At 74.0% G+C, this 18,324-nt stretch carries 18 protein-coding genes and 1 pseudogene; 14 read left to right on the forward strand and 5 right to left on the reverse strand.

The window, feature by feature from the left end:
• Nucleotides 1-75: 75 nt before the first annotated feature.
• A complete protein-coding gene (locus tag ACFXPX_RS16345) occupies nt 76-1,017 on the reverse strand; it encodes an NAD-dependent epimerase/dehydratase family protein (protein WP_380641763.1) in 942 nt (313 codons plus the stop codon).
• A gap of 268 nt (nt 1,018-1,285) precedes the next feature.
• Between ACFXPX_RS16345 and ACFXPX_RS16350 the strand changes: the two genes are divergently transcribed.
• Together ACFXPX_RS16350 and ACFXPX_RS16355 are read left to right on the forward strand one after the other, a co-directional pair.
• Nucleotides 1,286-2,290 carry a cytochrome c oxidase assembly protein gene (locus ACFXPX_RS16350; protein WP_380526071.1) on the forward strand — a complete coding sequence of 335 codons (1,005 nt, stop codon included), beginning with the start codon at nt 1,286-1,288 and terminating at the stop codon, nt 2,288-2,290.
• A 119-nt stretch (nt 2,291-2,409) separates the two neighbouring features.
• Nucleotides 2,410-3,048 carry a YdcF family protein gene (locus tag ACFXPX_RS16355; RefSeq protein ID WP_380526073.1) on the forward strand — a complete coding sequence of 213 codons (639 nt, stop codon included), beginning with the start codon at nt 2,410-2,412 and terminating at the stop codon, nt 3,046-3,048.
• A 121-nt stretch (nt 3,049-3,169) separates the two neighbouring features.
• Here the strand turns inward: ACFXPX_RS16355 and ACFXPX_RS16360 are convergent, their stop codons facing one another.
• Nucleotides 3,170-5,389 carry an NADP-dependent isocitrate dehydrogenase gene (locus tag ACFXPX_RS16360; RefSeq protein WP_380526075.1) on the reverse strand — a complete coding sequence of 740 codons (2,220 nt, stop codon included), beginning with the start codon at nt 5,387-5,389 and terminating at the stop codon, nt 3,170-3,172.
• Between the two features lie 413 nt (nt 5,390-5,802).
• Between ACFXPX_RS16360 and ACFXPX_RS16365 the strand changes: the two genes are divergently transcribed.
• Both ACFXPX_RS16365 and ACFXPX_RS16370 read left to right on the forward strand, forming a co-directional pair.
• Entirely contained in the window at nt 5,803-6,129 is a 327-nt protein-coding gene (locus tag ACFXPX_RS16365; protein ID WP_375885953.1) for an SAV_915 family protein, read from the forward strand.
• Nucleotides 6,126-6,455: a hypothetical protein gene (locus ACFXPX_RS16370; protein ID WP_375885950.1), complete on the forward strand. Its 330-nt coding sequence runs from the start codon at nt 6,126-6,128 to the stop codon at nt 6,453-6,455. Before ACFXPX_RS16365 ends, ACFXPX_RS16370 begins: the two co-directional genes overlap by 4 nt.
• A gap of 10 nt (nt 6,456-6,465) precedes the next feature.
• Here the strand turns inward: ACFXPX_RS16370 and ACFXPX_RS16375 are convergent, their stop codons facing one another.
• Entirely contained in the window at nt 6,466-6,717 is a 252-nt protein-coding gene (locus ACFXPX_RS16375; RefSeq protein ID WP_360237083.1) for a hypothetical protein, read from the reverse strand.
• A gap of 91 nt (nt 6,718-6,808) precedes the next feature.
• Nucleotides 6,809-7,672 carry an EamA family transporter gene (locus tag ACFXPX_RS16380; protein WP_380641766.1) on the reverse strand — a complete coding sequence of 288 codons (864 nt, stop codon included), beginning with the start codon at nt 7,670-7,672 and terminating at the stop codon, nt 6,809-6,811.
• A 455-nt stretch (nt 7,673-8,127) separates the two neighbouring features.
• Here ACFXPX_RS16380 and ACFXPX_RS16385 point away from each other — a divergent pair, with 455 nt between their 5' ends.
• Complete coding sequence (locus ACFXPX_RS16385; protein ID WP_375885944.1) at nt 8,128-9,786, forward strand: APC family permease; 1,659 nt, start codon at nt 8,128-8,130, stop codon at nt 9,784-9,786.
• Nucleotides 9,787-9,914: 128 nt separating this feature from the next.
• Here ACFXPX_RS16385 and ACFXPX_RS16390 read toward each other — a convergent pair whose 3' ends face one another.
• The gene (locus tag ACFXPX_RS16390) at nt 9,915-11,540 is read right to left on the reverse strand and encodes an FAD-dependent oxidoreductase (protein ID WP_375885942.1); all 1,626 of its coding nucleotides are present in this window, start codon (nt 11,538-11,540) and stop codon (nt 9,915-9,917) included.
• A gap of 302 nt (nt 11,541-11,842) precedes the next feature.
• Between ACFXPX_RS16390 and ACFXPX_RS16395 the strand changes: the two genes are divergently transcribed.
• The 9 genes and pseudogenes from ACFXPX_RS16395 to ACFXPX_RS16435 all read left to right on the forward strand — a co-directional run.
• Nucleotides 11,843-13,009, forward strand: a complete 1,167-nt coding sequence (locus tag ACFXPX_RS16395; protein ID WP_375885940.1) for a SchA/CurD-like domain-containing protein — start codon at nt 11,843-11,845, stop codon at nt 13,007-13,009.
• Nucleotides 13,010-13,041: 32 nt separating this feature from the next.
• The gene (locus ACFXPX_RS16400; RefSeq protein ID WP_380531173.1) at nt 13,042-13,485 is read left to right on the forward strand and encodes a cupin domain-containing protein; all 444 of its coding nucleotides are present in this window, start codon (nt 13,042-13,044) and stop codon (nt 13,483-13,485) included.
• Nucleotides 13,482-14,738: a beta-ketoacyl-[acyl-carrier-protein] synthase family protein gene (locus ACFXPX_RS16405; RefSeq protein WP_375885935.1), complete on the forward strand. Its 1,257-nt coding sequence runs from the start codon at nt 13,482-13,484 to the stop codon at nt 14,736-14,738. The genes ACFXPX_RS16400 and ACFXPX_RS16405 overlap by 4 nt, the downstream gene beginning before the upstream one ends.
• A gap of 5 nt (nt 14,739-14,743) precedes the next feature.
• Complete coding sequence (locus tag ACFXPX_RS16410; protein WP_380531176.1) at nt 14,744-15,985, forward strand: beta-ketoacyl synthase N-terminal-like domain-containing protein; 1,242 nt, start codon at nt 14,744-14,746, stop codon at nt 15,983-15,985.
• 43 nt (nt 15,986-16,028) lie between these two features.
• Nucleotides 16,029-16,289 carry an acyl carrier protein gene (locus tag ACFXPX_RS16415; RefSeq protein ID WP_375885930.1) on the forward strand — a complete coding sequence of 87 codons (261 nt, stop codon included), beginning with the start codon at nt 16,029-16,031 and terminating at the stop codon, nt 16,287-16,289.
• A gap of 1 nt (nt 16,290) precedes the next feature.
• Nucleotides 16,291-16,746, forward strand: coding sequence for an SRPBCC family protein (locus tag ACFXPX_RS16420; protein ID WP_375885927.1), 456 nt, complete (start codon nt 16,291-16,293; stop codon nt 16,744-16,746).
• 32 nt (nt 16,747-16,778) lie between these two features.
• Nucleotides 16,779-17,072: a TcmI family type II polyketide cyclase gene (locus ACFXPX_RS16425; RefSeq protein ID WP_030287701.1), complete on the forward strand. Its 294-nt coding sequence runs from the start codon at nt 16,779-16,781 to the stop codon at nt 17,070-17,072.
• A 351-nt stretch (nt 17,073-17,423) separates the two neighbouring features.
• Nucleotides 17,424-17,891, forward strand: a complete 468-nt coding sequence (locus ACFXPX_RS16430) for a hypothetical protein (protein WP_375885925.1) — start codon at nt 17,424-17,426, stop codon at nt 17,889-17,891.
• A gap of 110 nt (nt 17,892-18,001) precedes the next feature.
• Nucleotides 18,002-18,324, forward strand: a pseudogene (locus ACFXPX_RS16435) (class F sortase); the annotation flags it as partial.

Raw genomic sequence — 18,324 nt, forward strand, 5'->3', positions numbered from 1 at the left:
CTCCTGCGGCCCCGACCCGACCTATGACCCCGACCCGCCCTACGACCCCGACCCGCCCTACGACCCTGCGACGCCCTACAGCCCCAGCGCCGTCCGGTACCAGGGCGCCGCCCCGGCGAGGCGGGCCAGCGGGCCCGGGCCGGGCGGGCAGGCGGCGAGGCGCCAGACCGCGTCGCTGCGGTACCAGTGGTCGCGGGCGACCATGGCGAACTGGCGCTCGGAGACCGGGCCCGGCACGGCGGCGAGCCGTCGGCGGCACTGCGCCCAGGTCAGCGCCGGGCCGTCCTGGACGGGCAGCAGGCCGAGCCCGGCGAGGGCGTCGAGCAGCTCGCCGCTGCGGACCGGGTCCGGGTGGGCCGCGTGGTGGACGCCCGTCACCCGCTCCGGGGCGTCCAGGGCGAGCCCGGTGATCAGCCGGGCCAGGTCGGTCCGGTCCACCAGGGAGAGCCGGGCCGCGCCGCCCGCCCAGCGGCCCGGGACCCTGCGGGCCAGCTCGGCCAGGGCGGGCACCACCCAGCGGTCGCCCGTCCCGGTGACCAGGGCCGGGCGCAGCACCGCGGCACCGGCGGCGAGGGCGTGCCCCTCGCCGAGCAGCCGGGTGCGGCTGGCCGCCGACAGCGGCGCGGTCGGCGCCCCGCCGACCCCGAGGTCCGTGTGCGGGCCCCCGCCGTACACCGCCGTGGTCGACAGGTGGACGATCCGCCCGATCCCGGCCCGGGTGGCCGCCGCCATCAGGGCCGCCGTGCCCCGGTCGTTCACGGCCGCGCACTCCTCCTCGCCGCCGGCGACCTGGGAGGCGAGGTGGAGCAGCACCCCCGCACCCGCGCACAGCCCGTCCAGCGCGGAGCGGTCGGCGAGGTCGCCGGGCACCCAGGCGGTGTGCCCGTCCGCGACGGGCTCCCCGCGCACCAGGGCCCGCACCGGCACGCCGCGCGCCACGAGGGCCTCCCGTACGGCCGATCCGATGAACCCGGTGGCCCCGGTGAGCGCGACCACGGGCCGCTGTGCCGCCGCCATGCCTGATTCCTCCCTGCCGACCGGCCGGTCAGTCTAGCGACGCCCGGCCCACCCGAACCCTCGCCCGACACCGGCCCGCCCACCGGCCCGACACCGCCCCGCCCACCACCCCGCCCACCGGCCGGGCCACCCGTACGGAGGGGGCGGCGGCACGCCCGGGGTAAGGCCCACCTAGGCTGTATGCCAAGCAAAACGGGCGAACCGGACCCCCAGCGGGGACCACAATGACGGAAAGCGGGACCCGCCGATGGGCGACGGAATGTCAGGAATGCACCACCACGGCGGGATGACCCCACTAGGCCCGTTCACCCTCTCCAACGTCTGGACCTGGTCCCCGGACTGGGTGTTCCTGCTCGGCGGCCTGGTCGCGCTGGCGCTGTACCTGACCGGCGTGGTCCGGCTGTACCGGCGCGGCGACCGCTGGCCGGTCGGCCGGGTCGTCGGCTGGGTCGCGGGCGTCGCCAGCCTGCTGCTGGTCACCTGCAGCGGGCTGAACGACTACGGCATGGTGCTGTTCAGCGCGCACATGATCCAGCACATGGTGCTGTCCATGCTGACGCCGATCCTGCTGCTGCTCGGCGCCCCGATCACGCTGGCGCTGCGCGCGCTGCGCCCGGCGGGCAAGGGCCGGCCGCGCGGTCCGCGCGAGCTGCTGGTGGCGCTGCTGCACAGCCGGTACGTCCGGGTGATCTCGCACCCGGCGTTCACCATCCCGATGTTCATCGCCAGCCTGTACGGGGTCTACTTCACCCCCGCGTTCGACTTCCTGATGCAGTACCGCCTCGGGCACATCTTCATGATGGTGCACTTCCTCATGACGGGTCTGGCCTTCTTCTGGCCGATCATGGGCGTCGACCCGGGCCCGCACCGCCCCGGCCACGTGATGCGGATCATCGAGCTGTTCATGGGGATGCCGTTCCACGCCTTCTTCGGCGTGGCGGTGATGATGGCCAGCCACCCGCTGGTGACCACCTTCACCGTCCAGAGCGCACCACCCGGCACGGACCTGCTGGAGGACCAGAAGCTGGCCGGCGGCATCACCTGGGCGTTCGGCGAGATCCCGACCGCGATCGTGCTGATCGCGCTGGTCTACCAGTGGATGGGCTCCGAGCAGCGGCAGGCCCGCCGCCGGGACCGCTCCGAGGAGCGCACCGGCGACGCCGAGCTGGAGGCGTACAACGCCTACCTGGCCTCGCTGCACAAGAAGGGCCAGCGCCCGGCCGCCGCCCCGGCCGCCGCGCCCACCGCCACCCCGGCGGCCGACGCCGGCTGAGCCCCGGCCCGCCCGCAGCGCCCGGCCCGCCCAGACCACCCGGAGCCCACGCCCTCCCCGGAGGACGTGGGCTCCGTCATGTCGTGGAACGGTCGTTCCCCCGGGCGCGTTCGAGGGGTATGCACGCCCTGTTCCTCCCCGCCGTCCTGCTCGGCGGGTACGTCCTGCTCTGGCTGCTCGGCTTCCTCGGCTGCGCGCTGTTCCAGCGCCGCCGCCCGGTGCCCGCCGGGGCCGACTACCTGGTGGTCCTGGGGGCCGCGCTGGACGGCTGCGAGCCCGCGCCGACCCTGGCGGCCCGGCTGGACGCCGCGCTGGAACGATTCGCCGCCGAGGAGGCCGCCGGGCACGCGCCGCTGGTGCTGGTGACCGGCGGCAAGGGCCCGCACGAGGACTGCACCGAGGCCGGCGCGATGGCCCGCTACCTGGTCGCCCGGGGCGTCCCGGCCGAGCGGATCCGGCGCGAGGAGCGGGCCGTGAACACCGCCGAGAACCTGCGGTTCAGCGCCACCCTGATGGCCGCCGAGCACCCCGGCTACCGCTGCGCCGTCATCACCAGCGGCTTCCACACCGTCCGCTCCGCCCTGGCCGCGCGCCGGGCCGGCGCCCCCGCGCGGGTGCTCGGCGCGGACGGTCCGCTCGCCCACGGCCCGTACCAGCTGCTGCGCGAGGCGGTCGGCACCGCCCTCGCCCTGCCGCGGGCCAACGGCGCCGCCGTCCTGCTGCTGACCGGGGCGGGAGTGGTGCTCGGCCTGGCCTGACCGGGCCACGGGCGCCCGCCGCCCGGTCCGGCGGCCCGGCGGGCCCGGTGGAGATGCGAGGAGGCCCCCGGGCCCGCCGCAGCGGTCCCGGGGGCCTCCCGGTGCGTCAACCCGAAGGGTGTCAGCCGAGGTTGGCGATCGCCTCGTTGAAGGTCTTCGACGGGCGCATCACGGCCGCGGCCTTGGCCGGGTCCGGCTGGTAGTAGCCACCGAGGTCGACGGCCGAGCCCTGGACGGCGATGAGCTCGTCCACGATGGCCTTCTCCTGCTCGGTCAGCGCCTTGGCCAGCGCGTCGAAGGCCTGGGCCAGCTCGGCGTCGGCGGTCTGCTTGGCCAGCTCCTGGGCCCAGTACATGGCCAGGTAGAAGTGGCTGCCGCGGTTGTCGATGCCACCGAGGCGGCGGCTCGGCGACTTGTCCTCGTTGAGGAAGGTGCCGGTGGCGCGGTCCAGGGTGTCGGCCAGCACCTGGGCGCGGGCGTTGTCCGTGGTGGAGGCCAGGTGCTCGAAGCTGGCGGCCAGCGCGAAGAACTCGCCCAGGCTGTCCCAGCGCAGGTAGTTCTCCTTGACCAGCTGCTGGACGTGCTTCGGGGCGGAGCCGCCGGCGCCGGTCTCGAACAGGCCGCCGCCCGCCATCAGCGGGACGACCGACAGCATCTTGGCGCTGGTGCCCAGCTCCAGGATCGGGAACAGGTCGGTCAGGTAGTCGCGCAGGACGTTGCCGGTGACCGAGATGGTGTTCTCACCACGGCGGATGCGCTCCAGCGAGAACTTGGTGGCCTCGACCGGGGACTTGATCTCGATCTGCAGGCCGGTGGTGTCGTGCTGCGGCAGGTACGCCTTGACCTTCTCGATCAGCACGGCGTCGTGGGCGCGCTCGGCGTCCAGCCAGAACACGGCCGGGTCGCCGGTGGCGCGGGCGCGGGTGACGGCCAGCTTGACCCAGTCCTGGATCGGCAGGTCCTTGGTCTGGCAGGCGCGGAAGATGTCGCCGGGCTGGACGGCCTGCTCCAGCACCACGTTGCCCTCGGCGTCGACCAGGCGGACGGTGCCGGCGGCCGCGATCTCGAAGGTCTTGTCGTGGGAGCCGTACTCCTCGGCCTTCTGGGCCATCAGGCCGACGTTCGGGACCGAGCCGATGGTGGCCGGGTCCAGGGCGCCGTGGGCGCGGCAGTCGTCGAGGACGGCCTGGTACACGCCGGCGTAGCTGCTGTCCGGCAGCACCGCGAGGGTGTCGGCCTCCTGGCCGTCCGGGCCCCACATGTGGCCGGAGGTGCGGATCATGGCCGGCATCGAGGCGTCGACGATGACGTCGCTCGGCACGTGCAGGTTGGTGATGCCCTTGTCGGAGTCGACCATGGCCAGGGCCGGGCCCTCGGCCAGCTCGGCCTCGAAGGAGGCCTTGATCTCGGCGCCGTTCTCCAGCGCGTCCAGGCCGGCCAGGATGCCGCCGAGGCCGTTGTTCGGGTTCAGGCCGGCCGCGGCCAGCGCGTCGCCGAAGCGGGCGAAGGTCTGCGGGAAGAAGGCGCGGACGACGTGGCCGAAGACGATCGGGTCGGAGACCTTCATCATGGTGGCCTTGAGGTGCACCGAGAACAGCACGCCCTCGGCCTTGGCCCGGGCGACCTGGGCGGCCAGGAAGTCGTTCAGGGCGGCGGCGCGCATCACCGAGGCGTCGACGACCTCGCCGGCCAGCACCGGGACCTTCTCGCGCAGCACGGTGGTGGCGCCGTCCTGGCCGACCAGCTCGATGCGCAGGGCACCGTCGGCGGCGATCACGGCGGACTTCTCGGTGGAGCGGAAGTCGTTCTCGCCCATGGTGGCGACGTTGGTCTTGGAGTCGGAGCTCCAGGCGCCCATCCGGTGCGGGTGGGTCTTGGCGTAGTTCTTGACCGACTGCGGGGCCCGGCGGTCCGAGTTGCCCTCGCGCAGGACCGGGTTGACGGCGCTGCCCTTGACCTTGTCGTAGCGGGCGCGGACGTCCTCGTCCTCGGCCGTGCGCGGCTCGTCCGGGTAGTCCGGCAGGGCGTAGCCCTGGGCCTGGAGCTCGGCGATGGCGGCCTTGAGCTGCGGCACCGAGGCCGAGATGTTCGGCAGCTTGATGATGTTGGCGCTCGGGGTCTTGGCGAGCTCGCCGAGCTCGGCCAGGGCGTCGCCGATCCGCTGGGCCTCGGTCAGACGCTCCGGGAAGCTGGCGATGATCCGCCCGGCCAGGGAGATGTCACGGGTCTCCACCCGGACGCCCGCCGTCGAGGCGTACGCCTGGACCACCGGCAGGAACGAGTAGGTCGCCAGGGCCGGAGCCTCGTCGGTGTGCGTATAGATGATGGTCGAGTCAGTCATCGAAACTCCGCTTCACGTCTCCAACGTCTTGACGTCAAGATATCTCGTCCCGGGCCCCACTCTCCACCTCCCCCCGCCCCGGAGCGCGCGCCGGTCGGATCCGGGAGCCCGCGCGGGGCGCGACCGGCGGCCGGATCCACCGTGGTCCGGTGCGCGGCGCACGGCAAGCGGAGCGCTCCGGAGCCGTACGGGACGGGCGGGGTTGGGGCGGTTGTACGACACCGTTCGGGCCGAGTTCGGGCCGACGCGGGACTGGTGTAGTCCAATCGGGTGAGCCGGGTGTCAGGAGTGCGTCAACGCACCACCCCATTCGGTCAACGCTGCGTCAGGACCGGCGCGGTCCGGCAGGACCCGGCCTAGCGTCGGGACGAGCAGTTCCGGCAGCAACCACCACCCCACTCGGGAGCATCCGCATGGCCTGCGTCGTCTGGCACGTTCCGGTCACCACCACCGGCACCGGAAGCACCGCCGCCCTCCGCCTCTTCCGCATGCGCAACGGCGTCCGCTGCGCCGTCGGCTTCTCCAGCCCCGAGGCCCTCGCCGCCCTCCTGGGGCCGGACCAGGCCTGGACCGAACTCGGGGAGGCCGCGCTGCGCAACCTCACCCGGCCGCTCGGCGTCGACACCCTGGTGCTCGACCCGGGGCTGGTCGCCCCGCCGGTCACCACCCCCGCCACCGTCGGGGCCGCCCCCGGCACGGCCCCGACCGCGACCCCGACCGCCCGCCTCCAGCACCGGTGACGGCCCCGCTACAGCTCGTCCCGGACGGCTTCGAACCCGCTCCGGGCCGTCCGGAGCAGGTCCGGGCGCTGCACGCCATCGCCCGGATCAGCCACGGGCCGGTGCCGCTGGACTTCGACCGGCTGGCGGCGGAGTTCCCGGCGGTCCAGAGCGGCCTGGCGCTCGCCGGGGACGCCGACCTGGAGCTGCGGCTCGCCTGCACGGGGCCGGAGGAGCTGCGGGCGGTCGCCGCCGCCCTGCACCGGGCCGGCGCCGCCAAGGTCAGGATCGACCTGGTGCTGCGGGCGCTGACCCCGGCGCCGGTGACGCTCCGGCCGGTGCCGTGAACCGGCCGGGTCACTCGAACCCGGGGCGCGGGTTCGGGTTGACCGCCTGGCCGTCGATCTCCGCCCCCCAGGCGTCCACCCCACCGGCGTCCACGCAGTAGCCGCTGCCCTCGACGTGCCCGCCCGCGGCCCGGCAGGTGGCGGCGGTGACGTCGCGCCGGGCGGCCCCCGCCGCCGAGGCGGTGGGGGCCGCGGCCCCGGCGGCGAGCAGGACGGCGGTCGCGGTCGTGACGGCCACCCGGGCCGCGCGTGAGGTCATCATGCGGCCCACGACAGCACGGCGGCGCGCCCCCGGCGACCACAGCTCGCCCGCCCGGGTGCACGCCGCCGCGCCACGCCGCCCGCGCCGCCCGCTACGCGCGGGCCAGGGCCGCGATCGCGGCCAGCAGCAGCGCCGAACCGGCCACCAGGCCCGCGGTGACCGGCTCGCCGAGGAACAGCACGCCGATCACCGCCGCCGTGGCCGGCTCCAGCAGCACCAGCACCGAGGCGGTGGTGCCCGGGACGGCCGTCAGCCCGGAGAAGTACCACCGGTAGGCGAGCAGCGTGGGCACCGTCCCGAGGAACAGCAGCGCTCCCCCGGTCAGCGCCGGCTGCCCGGTGCTGGGCAGCACGCCCTGGAAGGCCGCGAACGGCAGCAGGCAGAGCAGGCCGGTGACGAAGGCGCCCCGGTCGGCCCGGGCCGACCCGTCGGCCCGGGCCCACAGGGTCAGCCCGCTCTGGCCCGCGCCCGCGACCACCGCCAGGCCGACGCCCAGCACCGGCCGGGGCCCGGCGGCCGGGGACGCCACCAGCAGGGCCAGCCCGCCGAGGGCGAGCGCGGCGGCGGCCACCGCCCGCCCGGTGAGGCGTTCGCCGAGCAGCAGGTGCCCGCCGAGGCCGGTGAGCACCGGCCCCGCCCCGATGGTGACCAGGGTGCCCAGCCCCAGCCCCGCGTAGTGCACGGAGGCGAAGTAGGCGCACTGGCTGACGGCCAGCCCGAGGCCGGTCAGCACGGCGGAGCCGCGCCCGCCGCCGGAGGCCCGCCCGGCCCCCGAGGGCAGCAGTGCCAGACAGAGCGCCGCGACGCCGAAGCGCCAGCAGGAGACGGCCACCGGGCCGAGCCCGCTGGTGCGCATCAGCAGCGCGGCCACGGCTCCGCCCGCCCCCCAGGCGACGGCGGCGGCGGAAATGGACAACAGGCCGTGCCGGAACGGCACGGCGGTGCAGGAGGTCATGCGTCGGTACTCCACGATGGCTCGCCGGTTCAGGTCCGCGGGGTACGCGGGCGGCGGTCATCGCCCCGGCGCCGGGGGCGCTGCCTCCCGGCCGGGTCCGATCGGTGCGCCGCCCGCTAGCGGACCGGCGGCGGCAGGATCACGAAACGCACGGACCAAGCCTACGCCGCGCCTCCGGCGGCATGGCTATGCGGTTCACGTCATTCCCATAAACGAGTGGGTGATCCATATTGCCGGACCGGACGGCGAAGCTCAATTGCCGCTCAAATCCTGAACCTACTCGCGAGTCACGTAACACGCCCATGAACAGACGGCCCCCTACCTGCACGGATATCTGGCAAAGAAAGTAAACATTCAGCAATGGAATCTGTGCAGAGGTCTATGAATAGCCCTACTGTGTGGCAACTCTCCGCGCTCCGCCCACCCCGGAGCCCCCACACACAGAGAGATCATCCATGGCTTCCCTCAACCAGATCTCGCCGCCCGACCAGAGCTCCGGCACCACCGGGACCGCACACCGGTCGCTCAAGCGCCACGTCGGACTCATCGGCCTCATGTGGGCCTCGGTCGGCTCGATCATCGGCTCCGGCTGGCTCTTCGGCGCGAAGAGCGCCGTCACCGCCGCCGGGCCGGCGGCCGTCATCTCCTGGGGCATCGGCGCCGTCGGCATCGTGCTGCTCGCGCTCGTGCACGCCGAACTCGGCGGGCTCTTCCCGGTCTCGGGCGGCACCGCGCGCTACCCGCACTACGCCTTCGGCGGCCTGGCCGGCATGTCCTTCGGCTGGTTCTCCTGGCTCCAGGCGGCCACCGTGGCACCGATCGAGGTCGAGGCCATGATCGGCTACGCCAAGGACGTGCCCTGGGCCAGCGGACTGCAGCACACCAACGGCACCCTGACCACCAGCGGATTCATTGTCGCGACCATGCTGATGGCGGTGTTCGTCGCGGTCAATTTCCTCGGTGTGAAGGTCCTCGCCCGGACCAACAGCATCGCCACCTGGTTGAAGATCTTCGTTCCTCTGCTCACGATCTTCATGCTGGCGATCACCAGCTTCCACGCCTCCAACTTCACCTCGCACGGATTCGCCCCGTTCGGCGCCAAGGGCGTGCTCGCCGCGATCAGCACCAGCGGCATCATCTTCGCCCTGCTCGGCTTCGAGCAGGCCATCCAGATCGCCGGTGAGAGCCGCAACCCCAAGCGCGACATCCCCCGCGCCGTGCTCGGCTCGGTCGCCATCGGCACCCTGATCTACACCCTGCTGCAGGTCGTCTTCATCGGCGCACTGCCGGTCACCGCCTTCGCCAACGGCTGGGCGAAGCTGGACTTCCCCGGCATCGACGGCCCGTTCGCCGGCCTGGCCACCCTGGTCGGCCTCGGCTGGCTGTACTACGTGCTCAAGGTCGACGCGGTGATCTCCCCCGCCGGCACCGGCCTGATCTACACCACCTCCACCTCGCGCATCTCCTACGGCCTGAGCCGCAACGGCTACGCGCCGCAGAAGTTCGAGCAGCTGGACCGGAACGGCGTGCCGTGGTTCGGCCTGATCCTGTCCTTCGTGACCGGCGTGATCTGCTTCCTGCCCTTCCCGAGCTGGCAGCAGCTGGTCGGCTTCATCACCTCCGCCAGCGTGCTGATGTACGCCGGCGCCCCGCTGGCCTTCGGCGCCCTGCGCCGCCGGCTGCCCGACCGCGAGCGTTCCTACCGGCTGCCGCTGGGCGGCGTGATCTCCCCGGTCTCCTTCGTGGTCGCCAGCCTGATCATCTACTGGGCCGGCTGGCAGACCCTGTCCCGCCTGGGCATCGCCATCGTGCTCGGCTACGCCCTGCTCGGCGGCTACGCGGCCTACGCGATCAAGAACCGCCTGCCCAACGCGCCGCGGCTCAACTGGAAGGCCGCCCAGTGGCTGCCGGTCTACCTGCTGGGCCTCGGCCTGATCTCCTGGCAGGGCGGCTTCGGCAACGGCACCGGCCTGATCCCGCTCTGGTACGACATGGCGCTGGTCTCGGTGTTCGCGCTGGCGATCTACTACTGGGCGATCCGGGTGGCGCTGCCCGCCGAGGAGATCGAGCGGGAGGTGGCCGACGTCGAGGTGGTCGACGCGGGCGGTCACTGACCGCCTGAGCACCCCCTGTGACCCCCGAGACTCCTGACCCATGACACCCGGGACCTGACGCCTGGGACCTGACAGGACGGGCCCGCCGGTCGTGACGACCGGCGGGCCCGTCCGCGCGCGTCAGAGGTTCAGAGGTCCAGCACCGCCCGCAGCGCGGCCTCCACCTCGGCCTCCGGATCCTCGACCGGCCCCGGCGAGCGCCAGGCGACGAAGCCGTCCGGGCGCACCAGCAGCGCACCGCCCGGGCCCACCCCGTGCAGGGCGGCGAAGTCGCTGCCCGGCTCCGGCGCCAGGTCGTCCTCGGCGCCGTCGCCGATCCGGTAGGCGTCCAGCGGGACGGCCAGCCGGTCCGCCGCCCGCCGGGCGCCCTGCTGCCAGGCCGCGCCCTCGGGGTCGGTGAGCAGCACCATCGCCTGCTCGTACAGGTCCAGCGTGGACAGCCGCACGCCCGCGCACAGCAGCCACTGGTGCGGGGCCCGGCTGCCCGGCTCGCCCGCCGACTCGAACTGCTCCGGGACGACCGCACCCTGCGGGTCGGTGCCGACCACCGCGCCCCGCGGGTAACGGTAGCCCAGCGCCACCGACAGCACCCCGGCCTGCCGCCCGACGCCGGGCACGACCGCGTAGCCGGGGTGGCTGTGCTCGGCGGAGCGGGCCGAGGCACGCTCGCCGGTGACCTCGGCGACCGGGCGGCGCTCCTGCCCGTACGTCTCCAGCAGGCCGGGCCCGGCCCAGCCGCAGAGCACCGCGGCCAGCTTCCAGGCCAGGTTGTGGGCGTCCTGGATGCCGGTGTTGGAGCCGAACGCGCCGGTCGGGGACATCTCGTGGGCGGAGTCCCCGGCGAGCAGGACCCGGCCGACGCCGTACCGCTCGGCGACCCGTTCGGCGGCGTGCCAGGGCGCCTTGCCGGTCACCTCGACGTCCAGCTCGGGCAGGCCGACGGCGGTGCGGATGTGCCGTTCGCAGCGCTCGTCGGTGAAGGCCTCCAGGGGCTCGCCGTGCTCGGGGTGCCAGGGCGCGTGGAAGACCCACTCGGACTGGTTGTCCACCGGCAGCAGCGCGCCGTCCGCCTCCGGGTTGGTCAGGTAGCACGCGATGAAGTGCCGGTCGCCGACCACGTCGGCCAGCCGCTTGGCCCGGAAGGTGATGCTGACGTTGTGGAACAGCTCGCCCTTGCCGGTCCGGCCGATGCCCAGGCCGGTCCGGACCGGGCTGCGCGGGCCGTCCGCGGCGATCAGGTACTCCGAGCGCACCACCCGCTCCTCGCCGGTCTCCCGGCTGCGCAGCACCGAGGTGACGCCGTCGGCGTCCTGCTCGAAGGACATCAGCTCGGTGCTGAACCGCAGGTCCGCGCCGAGGTCGCGGGCCGACCGCAGCAGCACCGGCTCCAGGTCGTTCTGGCTGCACAGGCACCAGGAGCTGGGGCTGAACCGGGCCAGCCGCCCGCCCGGGTCGATCTCCCGGAACAGCCACTCCTGCTCCTCGCCGGTCAGCGAGGGCGCTTGCAGGATGCCGTGGTTCGGGGCCAGCACCGAGGCCGCCTCACGGATCGCCGGCTCGATCCCGGCCACCCGGTACAGCTCCATCGTGCGGACGTTGTTGCCGCGCCCGCGCGGGTGGTGCGAGGTGTCGGCGTGCTTCTCGACCAGCAGGTGCCGGACACCCAGCCGACCGAGGAACAGCGAGGCCGACAACCCGACCAGGGAGCCGCCCACGATCAGGACCGGCACCCGTTCGTCCACCTTCGGATTCATCAATTGCTCCACCCTGTAAGGGGATTCCGCGGCCCGGCGACTGGACTCGGCGCCGCCCTGGACGGGCCCGCTCAGCCGGGCCCCGCTCTTCCATCCCCCGCCCGAGGGGGCCTGTGCCGCCCCTTCGCCCGGATGGCCCGCAAATCTCGCGCCGCGCCCGGTCGGCCGCTCACGATCGACCTCAGGCCTGGCGCCGAGCGCCCCGGGCCGACCGCCACCGCACCGCCCTCCCCCAGCCGGGAGCACCCGCCGGACGCGGCCGCCACGGCCCGCCGCGTGCGGCCAAGAGCAGAAAGTGGATCATGACGACTCTGTCCGAACCGCAGCCGAAGCAGCACGAGGAATCCGACACCCGGCTGAGGGTGGTGCTGATGCTGGAGATCCAGGACGGCGCCCAGCAGCGTTTCCTCGACGTCTACGAGCAACTGCGCCACCAGGTGGCCTCGGTGCCCGGCCATGTCAGCGACCAGCTGTGCCAGTCCATCAACGACCCCCGCCAGTGGCTGATCACCAGCGAGTGGCAGGACCAGGAGACCTTCCTGCAGTGGGTGGACAGCCCCGCCCACCGCGAGATGGTCAAGCCGATGCACGGCTGCGTCAGCGACAACTTCCGCTCGCTGCGCTACGCGGTGCTGCGGGAGACCTCGGCGGCCGGGTCCACCGGCACCAGGGCCCCGATGGAGGTGCCGCCCGGCCTGCCGCGCAGCGAGCCCGCCGGGCACGTCGGCCCGCCGCGGGCCGACCCGGGCCCGGACGGCGTGGTGCGCCACGCGCTGACCTTCACCGTCAAGCCCGGCAGCGAGGCCGAGGTGGCCCGGATCCTGTCCGGCTACACCTCGCCCCGGGCCGAGGTGGACGAGCACACCCGGCTGCGCCGCACCTCGCTGTTCATGCACGGCAACCGGGTGGTGCGCGCGGTCGAGGTGGTCGGCAACCTCGGCGACGCGCTGCGCCACGTGGCGATGCAGCCCGAGGTGCGGGCGGTCGAGGAGGAGCTCAACCCGTACCTGGAGGAGGCCCGGCAGCTGGGCGACCCGCAGTCCGCCCGGGCCTTCTTCGCCAAGGCCGCGCTGCCCGCCCGGCACCAGGCGATCGCCAGCTCCCCCTCCTCCGGGCGGCTGCACCGGCACGCCGTGCTCTACCCGGTGCGCCCGGGCCGGGGGCCGGCCGTCGCCGAGCTGCTCTTCGACCACGACAACCTCGCCACCGCCGACCCGACCGGCCCGGTCGCCGCGGCCATCGTCTTCCAGCGCGAGGACACCGTGGTGCGCCTGGTCGACCTCCGGGTGCCGGCCGAGGCCGAGGCCGCCGCCGCGCTCGGCGTGGCCGGCGACCAGGAGGCCGCCGAACTGGCCGCCCTGCTCGACCTCGGCCCCGCCGGGGACCTGCGCACCGCCGCGGGCCTGGGCGCGTTCCTCGCCGCCCGCGCCATGAGCCCGGTCACCGACCGCAGCTCGCAGAACGACTGACACCCGGCCAGCCCTCCCGGAGGAAAGCCATCATGACCACGCAGTTCCCGCCGATCATCAACGTCGACGAGGCCCCGGAGAACCGCCGCCACGGCGCCCTGTTGCGCACCATGCTCACCCCGCCCAGCTGCGGGGCGACCAGCGGCTTCATGGGCCTGGCCATCATCGGGCCCGGCGAGCGGATCAACGAGCACTACCACCCGTACTCCGAGGAGTTCGTGTTCGTCGTCTCCGGCGACCTGGAGGTCGACCTGGACGGGGAGACCCGGCCGCTCAAGCCCGACCAGGGCCTGATGATCCCGATCAACATGCGCCACCGCTTCCGCAACGTCGGCGACACCGAGGCCCGGATGGTCTTCCACTGCGGCCCGCTCGCGCCCCGCCCCGACCTGGGCCACGTGAGCACCGAGGAGACCTCCGGCGCCGGGGGGTCCGCCCCCGCCGACCCCCCGGAACACGCCAAGGTGGCCTCGTGACACGGCGGGTCGCCGTCACGGGGATCGGCGTGGTCGCGCCCGGAGGGATCGGGATCCCCGCGTTCTGGGACCTCCTGACGGCCGGCCGCACCGCCACCCGGGGCATCACCCTCTTCGACCCGGCCGGGTTCCGCTCCCGGATCGCGGCCGAGTGCGACTTCGACCCGGCCGCCCACGGGCTGAGCCCGGAGGAGGTCCGACGGGCCGACCGCTACGTGCAGTTCGCGATGGTCGCGGCCGCCGAGGCGGTCGCCGACGCCGGTCTGGACCTGGCCGCCGAGGACCCGTGGCGGATCGCCGTCTCGCTCGGCACCGCCGTCGGCGGCACCACCCGGCTGGAGCACGACTACGCCCTGGTCAGCGCCTCCGGCGCGCGCTGGGACGTGGACCACCGGCACGCCGAGCCCCACCTGCACCGGGCCTTCGCGCCCAGCACGCTGGCCTCCGCGGTGGCCGAGCGGGTCGGCGCGCACGGCCCGGTGCAGACCGTCTCCACCGGCTGCACCTCCGGCCTGGACGCGATCGGCTACGGCTTCCAGGCGGTCGAGGAGGGACGCGCCGACATCTGCGTCGCCGGCGCCTCCGACTCCCCGATCTCGCCGATCACCGTCGCCTGCTTCGACGCCATCAAGGCCACCAGCGAGCGCAACGACGACCCGGAGCACGCCTCCCGCCCCTTCGACGCCCACCGGGACGGCTTCGTCCTCGGCGAGGGCGGCGCCGTCCTGGTGCTGGAGGAGCTGGAGCACGCCCGCCGCCGCGGCGCCCGGATCTACGGCGAGATCGGCGGCTTCGCCACCTTCGGCAACGCCTACCACATGACCGGCCTCACCACGGAGGGGCTGGAGATGTCACGGGCGATCGACCACGCGCTCGACCACGCCAAGGTCGACCGCGGCGACGTCGACTACGTCAACGCGCACGGCTCGGGCACCAAGCAGAACGACCGGCACGAGACCGCCGCGGTCAAGCGCTCGCTGGGCGGCCACGCCTTCGAGACGCCGATGAGCTCGATCAAGTCGATGGTCGGGCACTCGCTGGGCGCGATCGGCGCGATCGAGGTGGTCGCCTGCACCCTGGCACTCGCCCACGGCGTGGTGCCGCCGACCGCCAACTACGAGACTCCGGACCCGGAGTGCGACCTCGACTACGTGCCGCGCACCGCGCGCGAGCTGCCGCTGAGCCACATCCTCTCGGTCGGCAGCGGATTCGGCGGATTCCAGTCCGCCGTCGTGCTCAACAGAACGGGGTGAGTTCCATGACGTCACGTCAGCAGGGCCGCCGGGCGGTCGTCACCGGTCTCGGCGTGGTGGCACCGAACGGTGTCGGGGCCGACGCCTTCTGGAAGGCCACCAGGCAGGGCGTGAGCGTCCTCGACCGGATATCCCGCGAGGGCTGCACCGAGCTGCCGCTCAGGGTCGCGGGCGAGGTGCGGGAGTTCGAGCCGCAGTCGGTGATCGACAGCCGCTACCTCGTGCAGACCGACCGCTTCACCCACTACGCGATGGCCGCCGCCGACCTGGCGGTGGCCGACGCGGGGTTCCGGCCCGATCCCGAACGGCCCTTCGCGGTCGGCGTGGTGACCGCGGCCGGCTCCGGCGGCGGCGAGTTCGGCCAGCGCGAGCTCCAGCAACTCTGGGGCCAGGGGCCGCGGTTCGTCGGCCCGTACCAGTCCATCGCCTGGTTCTACGCGGCCAGCACCGGCCAGATCTCGATCCGCGGCGGCTACAAGGGCCCGTGCGGGGTGGTCGCCAGCGACGAGGCCGGCGGCCTGGACGCGCTCGCGCACGCCGCCCGCTCGGTCGAGCGCGGCACCGACGCCGTGGTGGTCGGCGCCGCCGAGGCCCCGCTCGCGCCGTACTCCATGGTCTGCCAACTCGGCTACCCCGAGCTGAGCCTGGCCGACCGGCCGGAGGCCGCCTACCTGCCGTTCACCGCGCAGGCCTGCGGCTTCGCCCCCGCCGAGGGCGGCGCGATGCTGCTGCTGGAGGACGAGTCGGCGGCCCGCCGGCGCGGCGCAGCCGTCCGGGCCCACCTGGCCGGACACGGCGCCACCTTCACCGGGGCCTCCCGCTGGGAGCAGTCCCGGGAGGGACTTGCCGCGGCGATCCGGATCGCGCTGGACGAGGCCCGGATCGCGCCCGAGGAGATCGACGTGGTCTTCGCGGACGCGCTCGGCGTCCCCGCCGCCGACCGGGCCGAGGCCCTGGCGCTGGTCGACGCGCTCGGCCCTGCCGCCGAGCGCGTCCCGGTCACCGCCCCCAAGGCCGGCACCGGGCGGGCCTACTGCGGCGCCCCGATGCTGGACGTCGCGGCCGCCGTGCTCGCCATGGAGGACGGCGTGCTGCCGCCCACCCCCAACGTCACCGAGGTCTGCCACGACCTCGCCCTGGTGACCGGCCGCGCCCGCCCGGCCGAACTGCGCACCGCGCTGGTGCTCAGCCGCGGGCTGATGGGCTCCAACTCCGCGCTGGTGCTCCGCCGCGGGGAGCCGACCTGACCCCCGCACCCCCGATCCACTGGACCTCCTCGAAGGGAACCCCGTGAGCAACACCCTCAGCTATCCCGAGCTGGCCGCCCTGCTCCAGGCCCGGGCCGGCGTCACCGTCGCCCCGAACGACCTGGAGCAGCCGGGCGCGCAGTTCGACGACTTCGGCGTCGACTCGCTCGGACTCCTCGGCATCGTCGGCGAGTTGGAGAACCGGCACAGCCTCAAGGTCACCTCCGGCGCCGAGTCCGCCAAGACCCCGGCCGAGTTCCTGGAGCTGGTCAACACCTCCCTCGCCGCGAAGGCGGGTGCCTGAGATGCCCGGACACACCGACAACGAGATCGTCATCAACGCCCCGCTCGACCTGGTCTGGGAGATGACCAACGACCTGGAGAACTGGCCGGACCTCTTCAGCGAGTACGCCTCGGTCGAGGTGCTGGAGCGCGACGGCGACCGGGTGCAGTTCCGGCTCACCATGCACCCCGACGAGAACGGCCAGGTGTGGAGCTGGGTCTCCGAACGCACCACCGACCGGTCGTCGCTGGAGGTCAACGCCCGCCGGGTCGAGCCCGGACCGTTCGAGTTCATGGAGATCCACTGGGAGTACGCCGAGGTCCCGGCCGGCACCCGGATGCGCTGGGTCCAGGACTTCGCGATGAAGCCCACCGCGCCGGTGGACGACGACGGCATGGTCAACCACATCAACAAGAACTCCCGGATCCAGCTGCAGCTGATCCGCGAGAAGGTCGAGAAGCGGGCGGCCGAGCAGTGACCGGCGCCCACCGCGCACTGATCGTCGCGCGGATGAAGCCCGAGGCCGCCCCGGACATCGCCGAGGTGTTCGCCGACTCCGACCGCGGCGAACTGCCGCACCTGATCGGCGTCACCGGGCGCAGCCTCTTCCAGTTCGGCGACGTCTACCTGCACCTGATCGAGGCCGACCGCCCGCCGGGCCCGGCCGTCGCCAAGGTCCTCGGCCACCCGGAGTTCCGGACCGTCAGCGACCGCCTGACCGCCTTCGTCCAGGCCTACGACCCGGCCACCTGGCGCGAGCCGAAGGACGCCATGGCGCGCGAGTTCTACCGCTGGGACCGCTGAGCCGCGTCCCCGCTCCGCTCTGGGCCCGCCCCCGGCAGCACGCCGGGGGCGGGCCCATGCGCGCGCCACGCGGGGGGCGGGCCCGTGCGTGCGCCACGCCGCAGGCGGGCCGGTGCGTGCGCGCACCACTACCACCCCGCCTCGAATCCGAATCACCCGGATCGCCGGGCCACCCGGGTGAACACGCCCCGGACTCCACCCGAAGGGCGCACTCTCCGTACCGGGGCTGCCACGCTCGGGTGGCAGGCGGCCCCACCCTGGTTGACGGTGGATCAGGCGCCACTTGTTCGCGAGTCCCCTGACCGGCACCGTGCCGGCGGTCGCGGCCCACGCGCCGGAAGGATCATCCTCATGCGTTCTGCACGCACGCTGCTCGCCGGAGCGGCCGTCGCCGCCGTCCTCACCGTCGGCACCCCCATGGCCTTCGCCGACGGCTCCTCCTCGGACCAGGGCAAGAACCTCACCTGGCAGGAGAAGCAGCCCGAGAAGGGCGGCTCCGACAGTTCGAAGGGCTACGACGACAAGAGCTCCGGCGAGCACAAGGGCTCCGACAGCAAGGGCTCCGACGGCAAGAGCTCCGGCGAGCACAAGGGCTCGGACAGCAAGGGCTCCGGCGAGCACAAGGGCTCCGAGGGCAAGGGCTCCGACGGCCGGGAGGAGGAGCACACCCCGCACGGCGGCGTGCACACCGGCGGCGGCGGCCTGGCACTGTCCGGCGGCGGCCTCGCCTCAGGCGCGGTGCTGCTGCTCGGCGGCCTCGGGGCCGGTGCGATCGCGCTGCGCCGCGGCCGTCGCACCTCCGGCGCCGCAGCCGTCTGACGTCCGCCACCGCCGCCTCTGGGCGCTCCCCCCTCCCGGGCGGGGCGCACGGGGGCGGCGGGCCGTTGCGGAACAGGCTCCCCACGAAGCACTTCGAGCGGAGGACACGGATGACCGGCGGTCCCGGCTCCGGAATGCCCAGGCTGCTGCGCGGCGGGATGGGCGCGGCAGCGGTCGGCCTGCTGCTGATCTACAACTCGGTGGACACCGGCCCCGCCGAGGACCAGGCGGCCGGCCAGGCCGCTCCCCCGGCGGCGGCCGCCCCCGCCGTCCCCGGCCCCGCGGCGGCCACCGCCGGCGCCACGCCCCCGCCCGCGGCGCCGGGCGCGCCGGTGCTCAAGCGGTCCAAGCCGACCCGGCTGCGGATCCCGCAGATCGCCGTCGACGCCCCGTTCACCGAACTCGCCCTGGGCCCGGCCGGACAGCTCAACGC

Origin of the sequence: Kitasatospora sp. NPDC059146 (assembly GCF_042786665.1) — a bacterium.
GTDB lineage: Bacteria > Actinomycetota > Actinomycetes > Streptomycetales > Streptomycetaceae > Kitasatospora.

Excerpts from the sequence above, each read along its gene's own strand:
- ACFXPX_RS16345 (WP_380641763.1), bottom strand. The coding sequence starts at position 1,017 with ATGGCGGCGGCACAGCGGCCCGTGGTCGCGCTCACCGGGGCCACCGGG.
- ACFXPX_RS16350 (WP_380526071.1), top strand. The coding sequence starts at position 1,286 with ATGCACCACCACGGCGGGATGACCCCACTAGGCCCGTTCACCCTCTCC.
- ACFXPX_RS16355 (WP_380526073.1), top strand. The coding sequence starts at position 2,410 with ATGCACGCCCTGTTCCTCCCCGCCGTCCTGCTCGGCGGGTACGTCCTG.
- ACFXPX_RS16360 (WP_380526075.1), bottom strand. The coding sequence starts at position 5,389 with ATGACTGACTCGACCATCATCTATACGCACACCGACGAGGCTCCGGCC.
- ACFXPX_RS16365 (WP_375885953.1), top strand. The coding sequence starts at position 5,803 with ATGGCCTGCGTCGTCTGGCACGTTCCGGTCACCACCACCGGCACCGGA.
- ACFXPX_RS16375 (WP_360237083.1), bottom strand. The coding sequence starts at position 6,717 with ATGATGACCTCACGCGCGGCCCGGGTGGCCGTCACGACCGCGACCGCC.
- ACFXPX_RS16380 (WP_380641766.1), bottom strand. The coding sequence starts at position 7,672 with ATGACCTCCTGCACCGCCGTGCCGTTCCGGCACGGCCTGTTGTCCATT.
- ACFXPX_RS16385 (WP_375885944.1), top strand. The coding sequence starts at position 8,128 with ATGGCTTCCCTCAACCAGATCTCGCCGCCCGACCAGAGCTCCGGCACC.
- ACFXPX_RS16390 (WP_375885942.1), bottom strand. The coding sequence starts at position 11,540 with ATGAATCCGAAGGTGGACGAACGGGTGCCGGTCCTGATCGTGGGCGGC.
- ACFXPX_RS16395 (WP_375885940.1), top strand. The coding sequence starts at position 11,843 with ATGACGACTCTGTCCGAACCGCAGCCGAAGCAGCACGAGGAATCCGAC.
- ACFXPX_RS16400 (WP_380531173.1), top strand. The coding sequence starts at position 13,042 with ATGACCACGCAGTTCCCGCCGATCATCAACGTCGACGAGGCCCCGGAG.
- ACFXPX_RS16410 (WP_380531176.1), top strand. The coding sequence starts at position 14,744 with ATGACGTCACGTCAGCAGGGCCGCCGGGCGGTCGTCACCGGTCTCGGC.
- ACFXPX_RS16420 (WP_375885927.1), top strand. The coding sequence starts at position 16,291 with ATGCCCGGACACACCGACAACGAGATCGTCATCAACGCCCCGCTCGAC.
- ACFXPX_RS16425 (WP_030287701.1), top strand. The coding sequence starts at position 16,779 with ATGAAGCCCGAGGCCGCCCCGGACATCGCCGAGGTGTTCGCCGACTCC.
- ACFXPX_RS16430 (WP_375885925.1), top strand. The coding sequence starts at position 17,424 with ATGCGTTCTGCACGCACGCTGCTCGCCGGAGCGGCCGTCGCCGCCGTC.